The sequence below is a fragment of the Streptomyces flavovariabilis genome (assembly GCF_000725785.1).
In the GTDB taxonomy this organism is placed as follows: Bacteria; Actinomycetota; Actinomycetes; order Streptomycetales; family Streptomycetaceae; genus Streptomyces; species Streptomyces hawaiiensis.
On record NZ_JNXD01000013.1, the window covers coordinates 77075 to 96137 of the forward strand.

Annotated in this window: 16 protein-coding genes and 1 tRNA gene; 6 read left to right on the plus strand and 11 right to left on the minus strand. The window is 70.1% G+C overall.

The genetic code is table 11. The features are described from left to right. Positions 1–17: 17 nt before the first annotated feature. Entirely contained in the window at positions 18–1406 is a 1389-nt protein-coding gene (locus IO24_RS0123615) for a cystathionine beta-synthase (RefSeq protein ID WP_031138547.1), read from the minus strand. 156 nt (positions 1407–1562) lie between these two features. On the opposite strand from IO24_RS0123615, the gene IO24_RS0123620 reads away from it, so the two are divergent. From IO24_RS0123620 to IO24_RS0123630, 3 genes are all read left to right on the plus strand, one after another. After that, positions 1563–2594 (plus strand): SGNH/GDSL hydrolase family protein, encoded by a 1032-nt coding sequence (locus IO24_RS0123620; RefSeq protein ID WP_031138549.1) that lies wholly within the window; start codon positions 1563–1565, stop codon positions 2592–2594. A 130-nt stretch (positions 2595–2724) separates the two neighbouring features. Next, positions 2725–3945 carry an acetyl-CoA C-acetyltransferase gene (locus IO24_RS0123625; RefSeq protein ID WP_031138551.1) on the plus strand — a complete coding sequence of 407 codons (1221 nt, stop codon included), beginning with the start codon at positions 2725–2727 and terminating at the stop codon, positions 3943–3945. Between the two features lie 273 nt (positions 3946–4218). Further along, positions 4219–5001, plus strand: coding sequence for a hypothetical protein (locus tag IO24_RS0123630; protein ID WP_031138553.1), 783 nt, complete (start codon positions 4219–4221; stop codon positions 4999–5001). A gap of 69 nt (positions 5002–5070) precedes the next feature. Here the strand turns inward: IO24_RS0123630 and IO24_RS0123635 are convergent, their stop codons facing one another. Continuing rightward, on the minus strand, positions 5071–5382 hold the full coding sequence (locus IO24_RS0123635) for a hypothetical protein (RefSeq protein WP_031138555.1): 312 nt from the start codon (positions 5380–5382) through the stop codon (positions 5071–5073). A gap of 101 nt (positions 5383–5483) precedes the next feature. Here IO24_RS0123635 and IO24_RS0123640 point away from each other — a divergent pair, with 101 nt between their 5' ends. Next, positions 5484–5714, plus strand: a complete 231-nt coding sequence (locus tag IO24_RS0123640) for a DUF4287 domain-containing protein (protein ID WP_031138557.1) — start codon at positions 5484–5486, stop codon at positions 5712–5714. A 74-nt stretch (positions 5715–5788) separates the two neighbouring features. On the opposite strand, the gene IO24_RS0123645 is transcribed toward IO24_RS0123640, so the two are convergent. From IO24_RS0123645 to IO24_RS0123655, 3 genes are all read right to left on the minus strand, one after another. Then, complete coding sequence (locus IO24_RS0123645; RefSeq protein ID WP_031138559.1) at positions 5789–6697, minus strand: Bax inhibitor-1/YccA family protein; 909 nt, start codon at positions 6695–6697, stop codon at positions 5789–5791. A 169-nt stretch (positions 6698–6866) separates the two neighbouring features. Further along, positions 6867–8042, minus strand: a complete 1176-nt coding sequence (locus IO24_RS0123650) for a 4-hydroxybenzoate 3-monooxygenase (protein WP_031138561.1) — start codon at positions 8040–8042, stop codon at positions 6867–6869. A 134-nt stretch (positions 8043–8176) separates the two neighbouring features. Further along, a tRNA-Leu gene (locus tag IO24_RS0123655) sits at positions 8177–8260 on the minus strand. A gap of 415 nt (positions 8261–8675) precedes the next feature. On the opposite strand from IO24_RS0123655, the gene IO24_RS0123660 reads away from it, so the two are divergent. Then, positions 8676–9446 carry an ABC transporter ATP-binding protein gene (locus IO24_RS0123660; RefSeq protein ID WP_031138563.1) on the plus strand — a complete coding sequence of 257 codons (771 nt, stop codon included), beginning with the start codon at positions 8676–8678 and terminating at the stop codon, positions 9444–9446. Between the two features lie 37 nt (positions 9447–9483). After that, positions 9484–12012 (plus strand): ABC transporter permease, encoded by a 2529-nt coding sequence (locus tag IO24_RS0123665; protein ID WP_031138565.1) that lies wholly within the window; start codon positions 9484–9486, stop codon positions 12010–12012. 52 nt (positions 12013–12064) lie between these two features. On the opposite strand, the gene IO24_RS0123670 is transcribed toward IO24_RS0123665, so the two are convergent. The 6 genes from IO24_RS0123670 to eno all read right to left on the minus strand — a co-directional run bounded on the left by IO24_RS0123670 (position 12065) and on the right by eno (position 18812). Beyond that, the gene (locus IO24_RS0123670) at positions 12065–13357 is read right to left on the minus strand and encodes an SAM-dependent methyltransferase (protein WP_031138567.1); all 1293 of its coding nucleotides are present in this window, start codon (positions 13355–13357) and stop codon (positions 12065–12067) included. A 241-nt stretch (positions 13358–13598) separates the two neighbouring features. Beyond that, positions 13599–14987, minus strand: coding sequence for an NAD(P)/FAD-dependent oxidoreductase (locus IO24_RS0123675; protein ID WP_078899322.1), 1389 nt, complete (start codon positions 14985–14987; stop codon positions 13599–13601). A 421-nt stretch (positions 14988–15408) separates the two neighbouring features. After that, the gene (locus IO24_RS0123680; protein ID WP_031138570.1) at positions 15409–16350 is read right to left on the minus strand and encodes a Ppx/GppA phosphatase family protein; all 942 of its coding nucleotides are present in this window, start codon (positions 16348–16350) and stop codon (positions 15409–15411) included. Continuing rightward, positions 16347–16877, minus strand: coding sequence for a DUF501 domain-containing protein (locus IO24_RS0123685; protein WP_031138572.1), 531 nt, complete (start codon positions 16875–16877; stop codon positions 16347–16349). The genes IO24_RS0123680 and IO24_RS0123685 overlap by 4 nt, the downstream gene beginning before the upstream one ends. Positions 16878–16927: 50 nt before the next feature. Continuing rightward, a complete protein-coding gene (locus IO24_RS0123690; protein WP_031138574.1) occupies positions 16928–17404 on the minus strand; it encodes an FtsB family cell division protein in 477 nt (158 codons plus the stop codon). A gap of 118 nt (positions 17405–17522) precedes the next feature. After that, a complete protein-coding gene (gene eno, locus IO24_RS0123695) occupies positions 17523–18812 on the minus strand; it encodes a phosphopyruvate hydratase (protein WP_031138576.1) in 1290 nt (429 codons plus the stop codon). Positions 18813–19063: the final 251 nt, after the last annotated feature.

Below are 19063 nucleotides of genomic sequence, written 5' to 3' on the forward strand. Positions count from 1 at the left end.
TCACCGGGGGTTCGCCGTCACTTCCCCGTGCGGGCGAGGAAGGACAGGAGGTCCTGCCGGCTGACCACACCGGTCGGCTTGCCCTCGACGAGGACGATCGCCGCGTCCGCCTTGCCGAGGACGGCCATCAGGTCGGCGACGGGTTCGCCGGAGCCGACCTGGGGCAGCGGGCCGGACATGTGCTTCTCCAGCGGGTCCTCGAGGGAGGCGCTCTTGCTGAACAGCGCGTCCAGCAGCTCGCGTTCCACGACCGAGCCGACGACCTCGGCCGCCATCACGTCGGGGTGGCCGGCGCCAGGCTTGACGACCGGCATCTGCGAGACGCCGTACTCGCGCAGCACCTCGATGGCCTGACCGACCGTCTCCTCCGGGTGCATGTGGACGAGGGAGGGCATGCGGTCGCCCTCCTTGTCGTTCAGGACGTCGGCGACGCGCGCGCTGGGGCCCGCGTCCTCCAGAAAGCCGTAGTCGGCCATCCACTCGTCGTTGAAGATCTTGCTGAGGTAGCCGCGGCCGCTGTCCGGCAGCAGGACGACCACGACGTCGTCCGGACCGAGCCGTTCGGCGACCTCCAGCGCGGCCACGACCGCCATGCCACAGGAGCCGCCGACGAGCAGGCCCTCCTCCTTGGCGAGGCGGCGGGTCATCTGGAAGGAGTCCTTGTCGGACACGGCGACGATCTCGTCCGCGACGGTCCGGTCGTAGGCGGTCGGCCAGAAGTCCTCACCGACACCCTCGACGAGGTACGGCCGGCCGGAGCCGCCGGAGTAGACGGAGCCCTCGGGGTCCGCGCCGACGACCTTCACCGAGCCGTCGCTGATCTCCTTCAGATAGCGGCCGGTCCCGGAGATGGTGCCGCCGGTGCCCACGCCCGCCACGAAGTGGGTGATCCTCCCCTCCGTCTGCTCCCACAGCTCGGGGCCGGTCGAGTGGTAGTGGGAGAGCGGGTTGTGGGGGTTGGAGTACTGGTCGGGCTTCCAGGCTCCGGGCGTCTCACGGACCAGCCGGTCGGAGACGTTGTAGTACGAGTCCGGGTGCTCGGGGTCGACGGCCGTCGGGCAGACGACGACCTCGGCGCCGTACGCGCGCAGTACGTTGATCTTGTCGGTGCTCACCTTGTCGGGGCACACGAAGATGCACTTGTACCCCTTCTGCTGGGCGACGATGGCGAGCCCGACGCCGGTGTTGCCGCTGGTCGGCTCGACGATCGTGCCGCCGGGCTTGAGCGCGCCGCTCTCCTCCGCCGCCTCGATCATGCGCAGGGCGATGCGGTCCTTCACCGAGCCGCCGGGGTTGAAGTACTCCACCTTGGCCAGGACGGTCGCCCTGATGCCTTTGGTCACGCTGTTGAGCTTCACCAGCGGGGTGTTGCCGACGAGGCTGATCATCGAGTCGTGGAACTGCACCGTTGTCTCCGGATGCCGCAGAAGTGGTCTGTGTGGTGCCGCCAGCCTATGACCTCGCGGTGGTCCGTGACGGTCGTTCACTCCCTGTTGAGATTGGGCGACGTGCTGTACGGGGCAAGCACTGGGTGTACGGGTTCGAGGAGGTGGCGGCGACGCATGACGAGCATGTCGAGGGCAAGGGTGGCCCGGCGGATCGCGGCCGGCGCGGCTTATGGCGGCGGCGGGATCGGTCTGGCCGGTGCGGCCACCGTGGGGCTGGTGCTGGCGGAGGTGCAGCTGGCGCGGCGCCGGGTGGGCAACGGCACGTCACCGCACGTGCCGCACGCGGACGGGCTGTACGGCCGCGGCCGTATGTACGCCGGTACGGCCGGGGTACCGCTGAGGCTGACGATGCTGGGTGACTCCACGGCCGCGGGCCAGGGCGTGCACCGGGGCGGTCAGACCCCCGGGGCCCTTCTGGCGTCGGGGCTCGCCGCGCTGGCGGAACGCCCGGTGGAGCTGCGCACGGTGGCGACCCCCGGGGCCTGCTCGGACGACCTGGACCGCCAGGTGGCCCTGGTGCTGGCCGCTCCCGGCCCCGTGCCCGACATCTGCGTGATCATGGTCGGCGCCAACGACGTCACCCACCGCATGCCCGCGACGCGCTCGGTCCGCCATCTGTCCTCGGCGGTCCGCCGGCTGCGCACGGCCGGAGCGGAGGTCGTCGTCGGGACCTGCCCCGACCTCGGCACGATCGAGCCGGTCCGGCAGCCCTTGCGCTGGCTGGCCCGGCGGGCCTCACGCCAGCTGGCCGCCGCCCAGACGATCGGAGTCGTCGAGCAGGGCGGCCGCACCGTGTCGCTGGGGGATCTGCTGGGCCCCGAGTTCGCCGAGAACCCGAGGGAGCTGTTCGGCCCGGACAGCTACCACCCCTCCGCCGAGGGCTACGCGACGGCGGCGATGGCGCTCCTGCCGACCGTCTGCGCCTCCCTGGGCCTGTGGCCCGCCGAGGAGGAGCGCCCGGACGCCTCCCGCCGCGAGGGCTTCCTGCCGGTGGCGCGGGCGGCCGCGGAGGCCGCCTCGGAGGCGGGCACGGAGGTCGCGGCGGCCATGCCGAGCGGCCCGCGCGGGCCGTGGGCCCTGCTGAAGCGCAGGCGGCGCCGGCGGGTACCCGAGCAGGAACCGGCACCCGCGGCTCCGTCGAACTGAGGAGGGCCACAAAGCAAGCGCTTGGAAACTGCGGTCAGGGTCACACCGCGACACCCGTGACCCAGGCCATACGTACGGGTAACTTCCCAGTCAGCCCTGCCAGACCACCCGGTACGCCAATGGAGCCGTGATGCCCGAAGCCGTGATCGTCTCAGCCGCCCGCTCCCCCATCGGCCGCGCCGTCAAGGGCTCCCTCAAGGACCTCCGCCCGGACGACCTGGCCGCCACGATCGTCCAGGCCGCCCTGGCCAAGGTCCCCGAGCTGGACCCGAAGGACATCGACGACCTGATGCTCGGCTGCGGCCTGCCCGGCGGCGAGCAGGGCCACAACCTCGGCCGGATCGTCGCCGTGCAGATGGGGATGGACCACCTGCCGGGCTGCACCGTCACCCGGTACTGCTCCTCCTCCCTGCAGACCTCCCGCATGGCCCTGCACGCCATCAAGGCCGGTGAGGGCGACGTCTTCATCTCGGCGGGTGTGGAGACGGTCTCCCGCTACGCGAAGGGCAGCTCCGACGGCCTGCCCGACACGCACAACCCGCTCTTCGCCGACGCCGAGGCCCGCACCGTCGCCACCGCCCAGTCCGAGGGCTCGACCTGGCACGACCCGCGCGAGGACGGCCTGCTGCCCGACCCGTACATCGCGATGGGCCAGACCGCCGAGAACCTGGCCCGCGCCAAGGGCGTCACCCGCCAGGACATGGACGAGTTCGGCGTCCGCTCGCAGAACCTCGCCGAAGAGGCCATCAAGAACGGCTTCTGGGAGCGGGAGATCACCCCGGTCACCCTCCCCGACGGCACGGTCGTCTCCACGGACGACGGCCCCCGCGCCGGCGTCACCCTGGAGGGCGTGCAGGGCCTGAAGCCGGTCTTCCGCCCCGACGGCATGGTCACGGCCGCCAACTGCTGCCCGCTGAACGACGGTGCCGCGGCCCTCGTGATCATGTCCGACACCAAGGCCCGCGAGCTCGGCCTCACCCCGCTCGCCCGGATCGTGTCGACCGGCGTCTCCGGCCTCTCGCCCGAGATCATGGGCCTCGGCCCGGTGGAGGCCAGCAAGCAGGCCCTGCGGCGCGCCGGGCTGACCATCGACGACATCGACCTGGCCGAGATCAACGAGGCGTTCGCCGCCCAGGTGATCCCCTCCTACCGCGACCTGGGCATCCCGCTGGAAAAGCTGAACGTCAACGGCGGCGCCATCGCCGTCGGCCACCCCTTCGGCATGACCGGTGCCCGCATCACCACCACGCTCATCAACTCCCTGCAGTTCCACGACAAGCAGTTCGGTCTGGAGACGATGTGCGTCGGCGGCGGCCAGGGCATGGCCATGGTCATCGAGCGCCTCAGCTGACCGCCGCACGGTAGCCGCCATAGCACGCGCTGTGAGGCCTTGGCCCAGAACCCCGGAAACTCCGGGGTTCTGGGCTGTTTTGTGATCCAATCTCCCCCAGGATGTGACCTATCTCCCTCCACCAGGGGAGAACCGCAGGTCACAGCAGGCACACCCCCTCCCCCGACACCAAAGCCCTGTCCGTTTCGTGACATTACGCACTGACAGCTGGTTAGTCCGCCCTTCAAGCTGATGTAGGAAGTCGGGGGTCGACTTTGAACCGGGAGTACGTCAGTGAGCGCCATGCCGATCGCGTTGCTGGTCACCACGGCCGCCACGGGCGCCGTGGGCGTCGCCGTCCTGCGCACCGTCCTGCAGCTGCGCCGACAGGTCGCGGCCCTGCACACCGCGCTGGCCGAGAGCCGCGCCGCCACCACCCGTGCCCTGCTGCCCGCCGCTCGTACCGCTGCCGACACCGATGAGATACGTGCCGCCGTGGCCGCCGCGCTCGCCGAGGAGCGGGAGCGGGAACTCGCCGAGGCGCGGGCCTTCTGGGCCGCCCAGGAGTCCCGTGACGCCTCCGACGCACCCTCTCTGCTGGGCCTGCCCGAGACCGATCTGTTCCTGCCCCGCCAGGCCGACTTCGCGGGTCTGGAGCCGGTGTCCGAGCCCGGCGCGGACACCGAGGAGCCGGCCGGCGAGTCGCCGGAGCTGGCCGCGGCCCGCCGCCGCCACCCCTCCCACCCGGACTTCGTGCCGACGCAGTCGCCGGTCGTGAACGACCACGAGCGCACCGTCGCCACCCTGGAGGAGCTGGCCTCCTCCCGCGTCGAGCTGACGGACGTCCGTCCCGGCCCGCTGGGCACGCTGGACGTCTACGTCTTCGCCGACGGCACGACCCTGTGCATGACCCCGGGCCACCGCGAGACGGCGGAGCACCTCGCCGCGGCGCTGCGCGCCGGCCGGACCCCGGTCCTGCTGGGCGGCTCCGGCATCTCGGGCGCCTACACCCTCACGTTCGAGTGCGGCGAGGAGAACGTCTACATCCTGGCGGACCGGGTCATCGCGTCCCTTTAGGGACGCGCCCCGATGGGGCGCGGGGAACTGCGCGAGCGACCACGGGAAGCCCGCACCCGCAAACGCCGCTCAGACCCCCGCCCGCTTCTGCGCCGCCTGCACCCACGTCAACGCGTCATCGACGTCGGCATCGCTGCGAAGCACAACGGCCAGATCATGCCCGGCCACGGTGATCTGATCCGCCGCCGCGAACATCCCCGCGTCCGGCATCTCCCGAGGCTCCACGCCCGGTTCCTCCAGTTCCTGGGCCCACCGGGCGAGCTGTCGGGCCAGCGCCAGCGCTTCCGCGGCAGCACCTCGCTGCAACCGGCTCTGGGGCGCAGCCCTCAAACGATCGGCGAAGTGATCCACCGCACGGGTCAGAGGCGTCGTATCAACCACGCCGCGAGCGTACGCGTCGCACCGGGACTGTTGCCAACGGGCGAACACTCAGGCACGGTGACCTGAAGGACCGGCTTACATCCCAGCGTCCGGAGGCGCCGATGTCCCAAGTCTTCTCCGAAGAGACCCATCGCAACATGCTCGCCCGCATTCCGCACTGCACCGGTCGTGAGATCTCCGACTGGTTGCGCACCGTCGAAGAAGGCCCGGCACTCTTCCGCTTCGAGGAAAAGGTCAGCTGGCTCCGGCACGAACACAACCTCGCGTACGGCCACGCCAAGGCGATCATCCACGAGTACGACCTGAGGAGGGCCGCGCGCAAGCTGCGCTAGGCGCGCGCACCGTCCCCTCGACGACGAAGGGCCCCGGCCGGAGCCGGGGCCCTTCGCGCTACGACCGTCGAGGACTAGTCGTTGCTGTTGAGGATCGAGATGATCCTCAGGAACTCCATGTAGATCCACACCAGTGTCAGCGTGAGGCCGAAGGCCGCGAACCACGCCTCCTCGCGCGGGGCACCGTAGGCGATGCCGTCCTCGACCTGCTTGAAGTCCAGGGCGAGGAAGCAGGCGCCGAGGATGATGCCGACGATGCCGAAGATGACACCCATGGCACCGCTGCGGAAGCCGAGGCCGTCACCGCCGCCGAACACCGCGAACAGCAGGTTCACGGTCATCAGCAGGATGAAGCCGAGCGCGGCCGCCATCACGAAGCCGTAGAAACGGCGGTTGACGCGGATCCAGCCGGCCTTGTAGGCGATCAGCACACCGGTGAAGACCGCCATGGTGCCGATCACGGCCTGCATGGCCGCACCGTCGGCGATGCGGTTGTCGACGATGTTGGAGACGACGCCGAGGAAGACACCCTCGAAGGCGGCGTACGTCAGGATCAGCGCGGGCGAGGCCTTGCGCTTGAAGGACTGTACGAACGCCAGGACCATGCCGATCAGCGCGGCGCCGATGCCGATGCCGTAGCTACGGCTGATGTTGGCGTCGTCGATCGGCAGCAGGGCCCAGGAGAGCGCCGCGGTGAGGATGAGCACGCCGAGCGTGCTCGCCGTGCGCAGGACGACGTCGTCGATGGTCATCCGGCCGGTGGTGGCCGGGGCCTGCGGCGGCGCGCCGTACTGCAGGTCCTGCTGGGCGTAAGGGTTCTGCGCGTACGGGTTCTGCGCGTACTGGTCGCCCGTCGGCTGCGCGTACGGGTTGCCCTGGGTGGCGACAGCGGGACCCCCGGCCTGCGGCGCGGTGTTGAAGCCCGCGTAGCCGTTGTCGCGGCTGAACCCCCGTCGCGAGAAGACCGGGTTTCTGCTCCTCATTTCACTCCTCCATGGCCAAACGTCGTGGCCTTGGCTCAAGAGTAATAGGTAGGCAAAGGAATGACCCTACTGCTTGGGGAGGATCTTTCCCTCACTGTGCAGCGCAACACGCTACGCCGCTTCCTGATTCCCCTGACCGGCGGGGGTCATTCATCCGGTCCGACCGTTCTCACCCGAGCGGGAAGCCGGTGTACCCCTCCGCGAGGTCCGTCTCGGCGGCGCGGGAGGAGGCGATCCGCTCCAGCCGGGCGAGCTGGAGGCGGTCGTCGAACGGCGTCGCCCCGGGAGCCCGGTGCAGCAGGGTCGTCATGTCGTAGGAGAACCGCTCGGCCTGCCAGACGCGGCGCAGGCAGGTCTGCGAGTAGGCGTCGAGCAGCTCGGGTGATCCGGTGTCCTGCTGGTGGATCAGGGCCCGGGCGAAGGTGACGACGTCACCGGCGGCGAGGTTCAGGCCCTTCGCGCCGGTCGGCGGGACGATGTGGGCGGCGTCGCCCGCGAGGAAGAGGCGGCCGTGGCGCATCGGCTCGTGGACCCAGGAACGCATGGGCGTGACCGACTTCTGCGTGATGGGGCCGCGCACGAGGCGCCAGTCGTCGGCGGTCTCGAAGCGACGCTCCAGCTCGTCCCAGATCGCCTCGTCGTCCCACTGCGCGGCGTCCGTGCCGTCGGGCACCTGGAGGTACAGGCGGGAGACGGCCGGCGAGCGCATGGAGAGCAGGGCGAAGCCCCGGTCGTGGCGGGCGTAGACCAGCTCGTCGTGCGAGGGCGGCACGTCGGCGAGGATGCCGAGCCAGCCGAAGGGGTACGTCCGCTCGAAGACCCGGGTGAGTCCGGCGGGGATCGCCTTGCGGGCCACGCCCCAGAACCCGTCGCAGCCGACGACGTAGGCGCACTCCAGGACGTCCTCGCGGCCCTCGTGCCGGAAGCGGATCCGCGGGGCGTCGGTGTCGGCGCCCTCCACGGCCAGCGCCTCCGCCTCGAAGAGCAGAGGTCCGCCCTCCTGGAGCTGGAGGGCGATGAGGTCCTTGCACATCTCGGTCTGGGCGTAGACCATCACGGACCGGCCGCCGGTGAGGGCGGGGAAGTCGACGCGGTGGCGCCTGCGGTCGAAGCGCAGCTCGATGCCGTCGTGACGCAGCCCCTCGCGGTCCATGCGCTCCCCGGCGCCGGCCGCGCGCAGGGCGTCCGCCGTGTCCTGCTCCAGGATCCCGGCGCGCTGCCGCCGCTCGACGTAGGCGCGGTCGCGGCTCTCCAGGACGACCGCGTCGATGCCGGCGCGGTGCAGCAGCCGGGCGAGGAGGAGGCCGGCGGGGCCCGCTCCGATGATGCCGACGGTGGTGCGCATCGGACGACCTCTTCCCATCCACGTTCGTCTGGTGAAAATTCTTTCACCACGTGCATGTGAGTCTCCGACGGCATGAGGTCGCTGTCAACGGGCACGCCGTGAACTCTTCAATGGACCACGCAGGGATCGGAAGGTGCCCGGAGCCGGACTCGAACCGGCACGCCCGCGAAGGGGCAGCGAGGTTTAAGCTCGCCGTGTCTGCATTCCACCATCCGGGCAGGCCGTGGGCTCCGCATCGAGGTTCCGAGACTATCCGGACGGGTCCCCCGAACAGCGGAAGCGTGGACCGATGTTGTCTTATTTTATTGACGTCTGAGGGTGCATCAGCACACGGAACACGCCATCCGCACTTGCCAACAGCCTTGCGTGCGGCGGTCGGCCGCGTATGCGGAATGACGGAATTTCACCGCTTGAACGAGGGCACTCCACCTGTTCTCGACACCTCGGACGCATCCGTTCCGGACACCGGGGCCTCTCAGGGGCGTTCGTCATCCCCAGGTATGACACCGCACCGCGCGGTCAGACCGCAGTCGGCCTTCGGAACCAGAACAACGGGTGACTACACGGCGGCGTGGGACCCGGACGATGGAACACGTCCTTCCCCGTACAGCCGTCCGACAGGAGACCCATCCCGTGACCACCGCTTCCCTCGCCGACCGGGCCACCACCGCGGCCGCGCGCGCCACGGATCTGTCGAAGATCTACGGACAGGGTGAGACCCAGGTGGTCGCTCTGGACCGCGTCTCCGTCGACTTCCGGCAGGCCGAGTTCACCGCGATCATGGGCCCCTCCGGCTCCGGCAAGTCCACCCTGATGCACTGCGTGGCCGGTCTCGACTCCTTCTCCTCCGGGTCGGTGCGCATCGGCGACACCGAGCTCGGCTCACTGAAGGACAAGCAGCTGACCAAGCTGCGCCGGGACAAGATCGGCTTCATCTTCCAGGCGTTCAACCTGCTGCCGACCCTGACGGCCCTGGAGAACATCACCCTTCCGATGGACATCGCGGGCCGCAAGCCGGACAAGGAGTGGCTGGACTCCGTCATCCGGATGATCGGCCTGGCGGACCGGCTCGGCCACCGGCCGTCCCAGCTGTCCGGCGGCCAGCAGCAGCGCGTCGCCGTGGCCCGGGCGCTGGCCTCCCGGCCGGAGATCATCTTCGGCGACGAGCCCACCGGAAACCTCGACTCGCGCGCCGGCGCCGAGGTGCTGGGCTTCCTGCGCAACTCCGTGCGGGAGCTGGGCCAGACGGTGGTGATGGTGACCCACGACCCGGTGGCCGCGGCCTACGCGGACCGGGTCGTCTTCCTCGCGGACGGCCGGATCGTCGACGAGTTGTACGGGCCGACGGCCGAATCCGTGCTCGACCGCATGAAGGCGTTCGACGCCAAGGGCCGCACCAGCTGATCCCCGTCAGGACCGACAGGACTGAGAAGAAGAACCCATGTTCCGTACCGCCTTGCGCAACGTACTCGCGCACAAGGCCCGGCTCCTGATGACCGTACTCGCCGTGATGCTCGGCGTGGCCTTCGTGTCGGGGACCCTGGTCTTCACCAACACCATCTCCGACGCCTACCAGAAGAGTTCGGCGAAGGGCTTCGACCAGGTAGACGTCGCCATGACGGCGGACTACAAGGATGCCGAGGGCGACCAGGTCGGGAAACTCCACGAACTGACCCAGTCCGTGCTCGACAAGACCGAGCGGGTACCCGGGGCCGCTTCCGCCATCGGCGTCGTGCAGAACTTCACCGCCCTCGCCGACAAGGACGGCAAGCTGATCGGCGAGGGCTTCCAGTCGCAGGGCGGCAACTACTGGGGCACCAAGGACCCGCGTTACCCCCTCGTCAGCGGGCACGCCCCGAAGGGCCCCGGTGAGATCCTCATCGACTCCGCGACGGCGAAGCGCGCCGGCTACACGGTCGGCGACACCGTACGCATGTCCGTCGACGGGCCGGTCCTGACCCCGAGGATCACCGGGATCTTCACCACCGACGACGGCAACGTCGCGGCCGGCGGCAGCCTCACCCTGTTCGACACCCCCACCGCCCAGAAGCTGCTGGGCAAGCCGGGCGTGTACGACCAGATCGACGTCAAGGCCAAGCCGGGCGTCACGCAGGCGGCCCTGAAGGCGGAGCTGGACAAGGCGCTGCCCGAGGGCACCGTCTCCACCACCACCGGCAAGCAGCTCGCCGACGACCAGGCGGACATGATCGCCCGGTCGATGAGCGGCATGCAGACGGCCCTGCTGGTCTTCGCCGGCATCGCCCTGTTCGTCGGCACGTTCATCATCGCCAACACCTTCACCATGCTGGTCGCCCAGCGCACCAGGGAGCTGGCCCTGATGCGCGCGGTCGGCGCCTCGCGCCGGCAGGTGACCCGGTCGGTGCTCATCGAGGCGTTCGTGGTCGGCACGGTCGCCGCCGTGACCGGGCTGGTCGCGGGCATCGGCATCGGGGCCGGACTGCGCTCCCTGATGGGCACGTTCGACGCGACCGTGCCCGACGGGCCGCTGGTCGTCACGTCCGGCACGATCATCGCCGCGCTCGCGGTCGGCATCCTGGTGACCATGCTGGCGGCGTGGCTGCCGGGCCGCCGGGCCGCGAAGATCCCGCCGGTGGCGGCCATGAGCAGCGTGCACGCCAAGGCCACGACCAAGTCGCTGGTGCTGCGCAACACGCTGGGCGCACTGGTCTCGGCTGCGGGCGTCGCGGTGGTCCTCGTGGCCACGACCATGGACGGCTCGGACGGCCAGGTGCCCATGGGCTTCGGCGCGGTGCTGCTGATCATCGGCGTCTTCATCCTGACCCCTCTGCTGTCCCGCCCGCTGATCGCCGCCGCCGCGCCGGTGCTGCGCGCCTTCGGCATCTCCGGCAAGCTGGCCCGGCAGAACTCGGTGCGCAACCCGCGCCGTACGGCTGCCACCGCCTCCGCGCTGATGATCGGCCTGACCCTGATCACCGGCATGACGGTGATGGCGGGCAGTCTGCAGCAGGCCATCGAGAAGATGGCGTCGGCGTCGATCAAGGCCGACTACGTGGTGTCCATGGCGAACGGCAACCCGCTGTCGCCGGACGTCGAGAAGAAGCTGAAGCAGGCCGGTGACGTCACCGCCACCAGCCCGATGCTCAACGCCGAGACCCGGATCGACGGGCAGAGCGAGTACGTGACCGGCGTCAACGGCGCCGCGATCGGCGACCTGGTCGGCCCGAAGGTCGACCAGGGGTCCTTCAAGGTCGGCGGCGCCCAGGTCGTGGTGGACAGTGAGACCGCCAAGTCCTACGGCTGGAAGACCGGTTCCGCCTTCACCGCCTCCTTCGGGGACGGCAAGAAGGAGAAGCTCACGGTCGCCGGCACCTACGAGAGCAACGACTTCCTCAGCGGCATCCTGCTCGACGAGAAGACCCTCTCCCCGCACGAGTCGGACCCGTACAACATGAAGGTCATGGTGAAGACCGCGGACGGCACGTCCGGCGCGGTGCAGGACCAGCTGGAGAAGGCCCTCGGCACCAACCCGGCCGTCAAGGTCCAGTCCAAGGACGACATCTCCAACGAGATCGCGCAGATGTTCACGCTGATGCTGAACATGGTCTACGGCCTGCTCGCGATGGCGGTGATCGTGGCGGTCCTCGGCGTCATCAACACCCTGGCCATGTCGGTCTTCGAGCGTTCGCAGGAGATCGGCATGCTCCGCGCGATCGGCCTGGACCGCAAGGGCATCAAGCGGATGGTCCGCCTGGAGTCCCTGGTGATCTCCCTGTTCGGCGCGGTGCTGGGCATCGGCCTGGGCGTGTTCTTCGGCTGGGCGGCCGGTGAGCTGCTGGCCTCGAAGATGGCGACGTACGAACTGGTCCTGCCGTGGGCGCGGATGGGTGTCTTCCTGCTGCTGGCCGCGACGGTGGGCGTCCTCGCGGCGCTGTGGCCGGCCCGGCGTGCGGCACGGCTGAACATGCTGGATGCCATCAAGGCGGAGTGACGGATGCGCGAAGGGCCCCTTTCCCCGAGAGGAAAGGGGCCCTTCGCCGTTCTCAGTTCCAGGTGCGGGCGCGCAGCGGCATGTCCGACGTCCCGGACTCGGGGGTGCGGACGGCCAGGACCTGGTTGACGCCGATGCGGTTGTGTTCGAAGGCCAGCGCCGACGCCGCCATGTACAGGCGCCAGACGCGGGCGCGGCCGGGGCCGGCCAGCTGGACGGCACGCTCCCACTCGGCTTCCAGGCGGGCGACCCACTGGCGCAGGGTGAGGGCGTAGTGCTCGCGGATCGCCTCGACGTCGCGCACCTCGAAGCCGGCGCGCTCCAGCTGGGCGACGGTGATGCCGATCGGCTGGAGCTCGCCGTCGGGGAAGACGTAGGAGTCGATGAACGCGTCGACGCTGTACGTCGTCTCGTCCCGCTGCGGGCGGCGGGCGATCTGGTGGTTCAGGAGCCGCCCGCCGGGCTTGAGCAGGCCGTACAGGTCGGCGGCGTACTCCAGGTACTGCTCGGCGCCGACGTGTTCGGCCATGCCGATGGAGGAGACGGCGTCGTAGGGCGCGTCGCGGACGTCGCGGTAGTCCTGGACTCGGATCTCGACCTTGTCGGTGAGGCCCTCGTCGGCGACGCGCTTGCGGGCGTAGGCGGCCTGTTCCTGGGAGAGCGTGACGCCGACGACGCTCACGCCGTGCTCGCGGGCGGCGTGGATGGCCATGGAGCCCCAGCCGCAGCCGACGTCGAGCAGCCGCCGCCCCGGTTCCAGGCCGAGCTTGCGGCAGACGAGTTCCAGCTTGTCCCGCTGGGCCTGTTCGAGGGTGCTGTCCGGGGTGGGCCAGTAGGCGCAGGAGTACACCATGGACGGGCCGAGGACGATCTCGTAGAAGTCGTTGCCGACGTCGTAGTGGTGGCTGATGGCGCGTCGGTCGGTGCGCTTGGTGTGCAGGTGGCGGCGGGGGCTGCGGGTCTCCTCGCGGGGCGGGGCGGGCGGCAGCGGGACTCCGGCGAGGGTGATCAGGCCGCGGACGGCGGCGCGGGCCTCGGGGTCGCGCAGGGTCTGGGCGAGGGTGCGGGCGTCCTCGTCGCGCTCCCAGATGAGACCGGCCAGCAGATCGAGGGTCGCGTAGAGGTCGCCCTCGATGTCGAGGTCCCCCGCCACCCAGGCGCGGGCCAGGCCCAGTTCGCCCGGCTTCCACAGCAGGCGGCGCAACGCGCGGCGGTTGCGTACGACCAGGGTCGGCGCGCCCGGCGGGCCCGCCTGCGAACCGTCCCAGGCGCGGATGCGCACCGGGAGCGGTGCTCCCAGCAACTGTGTGAAGAGGCCCTGCAGCCGCTGCGCGGCGTCTGCCATGGTGTACACCTCCGATAGGGGTATCCCCTGCTCGAACGGAGTCGAGAGCTTGGGGAGGGGAATCCCGGAATGTCCGACACCACGTAAACACCTGCGGGGCTTCGGCGCAGTCCCCGGCACGCGTCATGTCTGGGCAAAGGCCCCTCTTCGCCCGCCCGGACGCAGCTCCCTGACAGGCCGAAGGGCCTCCCGCACCACGGATGGCGGGAGGCCCTTCGTCAGACGGACGACAGACCGGAGGTCAGGAGGCCTTGGCCTTCTCCTCGGTCTTCTCCTTCGGCGCGGCGGCGACCGGGGCCGGCTTGGCGGCCTCGTAGAACTCCTCGCGCGGCGTCTCGATGGCGCCGAGCGAGACGACCTCGCGCTTGAGGAACATGCCGAGGGTCCAGTCGGCGAAGACGCGGATCTTGCGGTTCCAGGTCGGCATCGCCATACCGTGGTAGCCACGGTGCATGTACCAGGCGAGACGGCCCTTGAGCTTGATCTTCATCTTGCCCATGACGATCATCGCGACGCCCTTGTGGAGGCCGAGACCTGCCACCGCGCCCTTGTTGGCGTGGGCGTAGTCCTTCTGCGGGAAGCCCCGCATGCCGGACACCACGTTGTCGCCGAGGACCCGGGCCTGACGCAGCGCGTGCTGGGCGTTCGGCGGGCACCAGGCGTTCTCGTTGCCCGCCTTGCGGCCGACGAGGTCCGGGACCTGGGCGTTGTCGCCGGCGGCCCAGATGTAGTCGGTGCCCTTGACCTGGAGGGTCGGCTCGCAGTCGACGTGACCGCGGGGACCGAGGGGCAGGCCGTAGCGGGACAGGGCGGGGTTGGGCTTGACGCCGGCGGTCCAGACGATGGTGCTGGAGTCGACCTCGAGGCCGTTCTTCAGCACCACGTGGCCGTCGACGCAGGAGTCCATGGAGGTGGACAGGTAGACCTCGACGCCGCGGCCCTCGAGGTGCTCCTTGCCGTACTTGCCGAGCTTGGGGCCGACCTCGGGGAGGATCTTGTCGGCGGCGTCGACCAGGATGAAGCGCATGTCCTCACGGGACACGTTCTTGTAGTACTTCGAAGCGTCGCGGGCCATGTCCTCGACCTCGCCGATGGTCTCCGCACCGGCGAAACCGCCGCCCACGAAGACGAAGGTGAGCGCCTTGCGGCGGATCTCCTCGTCGGTGGTGGAGTCGGCCTTGTCGAGCTGCTCGAGGACGTGGTTGCGCAGGCCGATGGCCTCCTCGACGCCCTTCATGCCGATGCCCTGCTCGGCGAGGCCGGGGATCGGGAAGGTGCGGGAGACCGCGCCGAGCGCGATCACCAGGTAGTCGAAGGGCAGCTCGTAGGCCTCGCCGACCAGCGGGGAGACCGTGGCGACCTTGCGGTCCTGGTCGATGGTGGTGACCCGGCCGGTGAGGACCTCCGCCTTGGGCAGCACGCGTCGCAGCGGGACGACGACGTGGCGCGGGGAGATGTTGCCGGCGGCGGCTTCGGGGAGGAAGGGCTGGTAGGTCATGTACGACCGGGGGTCGACGACCGTGACGGTCGCCTCGCCGTAGCGCATCTTCTTCTGGATGCGCCGAGCTGCGTACAGGCCTACGTACCCACCGCCTACTACGAGGATCCTGGGACGCTCCGTGGTGCTCATGCCATCGAGTATCCACCCGTCTCAGGGGGGTGGCTCGTGCGCCCCTTCACAAGCTCGGGTGGGGTGTGTGTTATCCTCCGCGGCCCGCGTGATCCACGTCATGGTGACAACCGGGCTCCTTTGTGCACCCCGAGCCGTTGTCAATGCCGCGTGAGCTGCCTCTCTGTGCCCGAGGAGCCCCCGTGAGGCACCCCCTGACTGCCGCTCCGAGCGCTTCCGCGGACACCCCCATACCATGCTTCTGAACATGTTCAAAGGCCAGTTCAGCCCCCGGACGGGTCAACGGGGCCCCTCCCGTCGCCCGGGAGGGCCGAATTCCTTGTGAAGAACTTCACGAACTTTTCCGACGGGCTGTCGCCCGGGGGTTCCCCCGAGCCCCCAGGACGCGCTCATTCGTGATCCATGCCTGCTCAGAAGCGGGCTACGCGACCGACCACGCGATGCCGTCGAGGATGTCGTGCTCGCTCACGACGACCTCCCGCGCGCCGATCCGCTCCATGATCGACAGGAGCACGAGGGCACCCGCCCCGATCACGTCGACCCGGCCCGGGTGCATGGAGGGCACGGCCGCGCGCTCGGCGTGGGTGGAGCGCAGCAGCCACTCGGTGATCTCGCGGACCCGGTCGTGGGAGACGCGGGAATGGTGGATGGCCTCGGAGTCGTACTCGGGCAGGTCCTGCGCGATCGCCGACACGGTCGTCACGGAGCCGGCCAGGCCGACCAGGGTGCGCGCCTCGCGCAGCGGAACCGTCTGCTCGGCGAGGTCGAGCGCGGCCTCGATGTCGGCCCGCATCGCCGCGATCTGCTCCGCGGACGGCGGGTCGCTCACCACCCCGTCCCGGACCAGGTGCCGCTCGGTCATGCGGACACAGCCGATGTCCACCGAGCGGGCCGCCCGGACCCGGTCGTCGCCCACGACGAACTCGGTCGAACCGCCGCCGATGTCCACGACGAGGTAGGGCTTCGGCAGGTGGTCGCCCCCGGCCAGCTCCTTGGTGGCGCCGGTGAAGGAGAACGCGGCCTCCTGGTCCCCGGAGATCACCTCGGGCTCGACGCCCAGGATGTCCAGCACACCGCGCACGAACTCGTCCCGGTTCTCGGCGTCCCGGGAGGCGGAGGTGGCCACGAACCGCAGCCGCTCCGCCCCGTGCTCCTTGATGATCGCGGCGTACTCGCGGCACGCCGCGAAGGTCCGCTGCAGCGCCTCGGGGGCGAGCCGGCCGGTGCGGTCGACGCCCTGCCCGAGCCGCACGATCGTCATCCGGCGGTCCAGGTCGACGAGCTCGCCGGTGCTCGGATCGGCGTCGGCGACCAGCAACCGGATGGAGTTCGTACCGCAGTCCACGGCGGCGACACGGGTCACTGGGCCTCCTCCTCGACAGCCGTCACGCACGGGCCCTTGCGCCACCACTCGGGCAGCATCGCGATCGCCTCGTCGCCGAGCGGGTTCACCCCGGGGCCCGCGGCCAGCGAGTGGCCCACCAGCACGTGCAGGCACTTCACCCGGTCCGGCATGCCGCCCGCGCTCGGGAAGTTCTTCAGCTCCTCGATCTCGTCACGGCGCCGGATGTAGTCCTCGTGCGCGGCCCGGTAAGCGGCCGCCAGCTCCGGGTCCGAGGCCAGCCGCTCGGTCATCTCCTTCATCACGCCGTTGGCCTCCAGCGTGCCGATCGCCGAGGCGGCGCGCGGGCACGTCAGGTAGTACAGCGTGGGGAACGGTGTCCCGTCCGGCAGCCGCGGGGCCGTCTCGACGACGTCCGGCTGTCCGCACGGGCAACGGTGCGCGATCGCGCGCAGACCGCGCGGGGGCCGACCGAGCTGCTGCTTGAAGGCCTCGACGTCTGCGTCGGTGGGCTCGGTGCGCGAAGTGGTCGGCGGGGGCGTTTCCATGACTGTCTTCAGGCTGTCTTTCTCTGGGTTCGGGTGACTGGGTGCTCGGGTCACTGGCCGGAGGCGTCGGCCTTGTCGACCCCGTCCCAGACGTTCGAGTACCAGGGGCGGTCCGCCGCCCCCAGGTCGGTGCGCGACTGCTTCGCCGCGTGCGGGTCGACGACGATGAACCCCGTCTCCCCCGGCATGACGTAGTGCAACCGCTTCCGGATCTGCTGCTCGGCGTACGCGTCGTCCTGCCAGCGCGCCTTCTGATCGCGCAGCCGTTCGACGCGCTGCCGGGCCTGCTGCTGCTCGCGCTGGAGGTCGTCGACCTCGGCGCGCTGCGAGACGTACTCCCGCATCGGGTAGGCCAGGGCCACGATCAGCGAGCACATCACCAGGGCGAGCAGCGCGGCCCGGCCGGTCAGCCGGGAGCGGCGCGCCTGGCGCTTGGTCTGGGAGCGGTAGACCCGGGCCGCGGTCTGCTCGCCGAGCAACCGGATCCTGGTCGCGGTGGAGAACCGGTCCCGGTCCTTCACGGCCATCTGTCCGCCTCCCGCTCCACCGTCCTACGCGCGTACGTCCCCGGACACGGTACGGGACCGAGTACGGGGACGTACGTACGACGCTGCTACTTACGGGACGGGTCAGCCCTTGCTGTGCTTAATAGTTCGCAGAGCGAAACCGCGGGAAGGCGCTGCGGCCGGCGTACACCGCGGCGTCGTCGAGGATCTCCTCGATGCGCAGCAGCTGGTTGTACTTGGCGACGCGCTCGGAGCGGGCCGGGGCGCCGGTCTTGATCTGGCCGCAGTTGGTGGCGACGGCCAGGTCGGCGATGGTGACGTCCTCGGTCTCGCCGGAGCGGTGGGACATCATGCACTTGAAGCCGTTGCGCTGGGCCAGCTCCACGGCGTCCAGGGTCTCGGTGAGCGAACCGATCTGGTTGACCTTGACCAGGAGCGCGTTGGCCGCGCCCTCCTCGATACCGCGGGCGAGGCGCTCGGGGTTGGTGACGAACAGGTCGTCGCCGACGAGCTGGACCTTGTCACCGAGCTTGGCGGTGATGGTCTTCCAGCCCTCCCAGTCGTCCTCGAACAGCGGGTCCTCGATGGAGACGAGCGGGTACGCGTCGACGAGCTCCGCGTAGTACTCGGTCATCTCGGCCGCCGAGCGCTCCTTGCCCTCGAAGGTGTAGACCCCGTCCTTGTAGAACTCGGACGCGGCGACGTCGAGCGCCAGGGCGATCTGCTCGCCGGGGGTGTAGCCGGCTTCCTTGACGGCCTCGAGGATGAGGTCGAGGGCCTCGCGGTTGGAGCCGAGGTTCGGGGCGAAGCCGCCCTCGTCGCCGAGGCCGGTGGCCAGGCCCTTGCTCTTCAGGACCTTCTTCAGCGTGTGGTAGACCTCGGCGCCCCAGCGCAGGGCCTCGGAGAAGGACTCCGCGCCGATCGGGGCGATCATGAACTCCTGGATGTCCACGTTGGAGTCGGCGTGCGAGCCGCCGTTCAGGATGTTCATCATCGGCACCGGCAGCAGGTGCGCGTTGGGGCCGCCCAGGTAGCGGAACAGCGGCAGGTCGCTGGCCTCGGAGGCGGCGTGGGCGACGGCGAGGGAGACGCCGAGGATGGCGTTGGCGCCGAGCGAGCCCTTGTTGTCGGTGGCGTCCAGGTCGAACATGGCCTGGTCGATCAGGCGCTGCTCGGTGGCGTCGTAGCCGACCAGCTCCGGGCCGATCTGCTCGATGACCGCGAGGACGGCCTTCTCCACACCCTTGCCGAGGTAGCGGTTCGAGTCGCCGTCGCGGAGCTCGATGGCCTCGAAGGCGCCCGTGGAGGCGCCGGACGGGACGGCGGCACGACCGGTGCTGCCGTCGTCGAGGCCGACCTCGACCTCGACCGTGGGGTTGCCTCGGGAGTCCAGGATTTCCCGGGCTACGACGACGTCGATGGACGGCACGAGCATCTCCTTCTTATGTGACGCGGGTACGCGGGCCGCGTGGACCCGGCGAGGTGCGGGCCGTGGTGGCTCGCGACATGAGCCTAACCGGCTCCGGGCGATCGGCCACCGGGTCGCCCACCTCATGGACAGAACCGAGAGTAAATTGTTTCCGAACGGAACAAAGCCGGGTTGCGAAGACCGGCAGAAAAAAACCCGCCCCGGTGCGCACGGGGGTGACGCACCGGGGCGGGAGCCTGCGGGACCTGAGC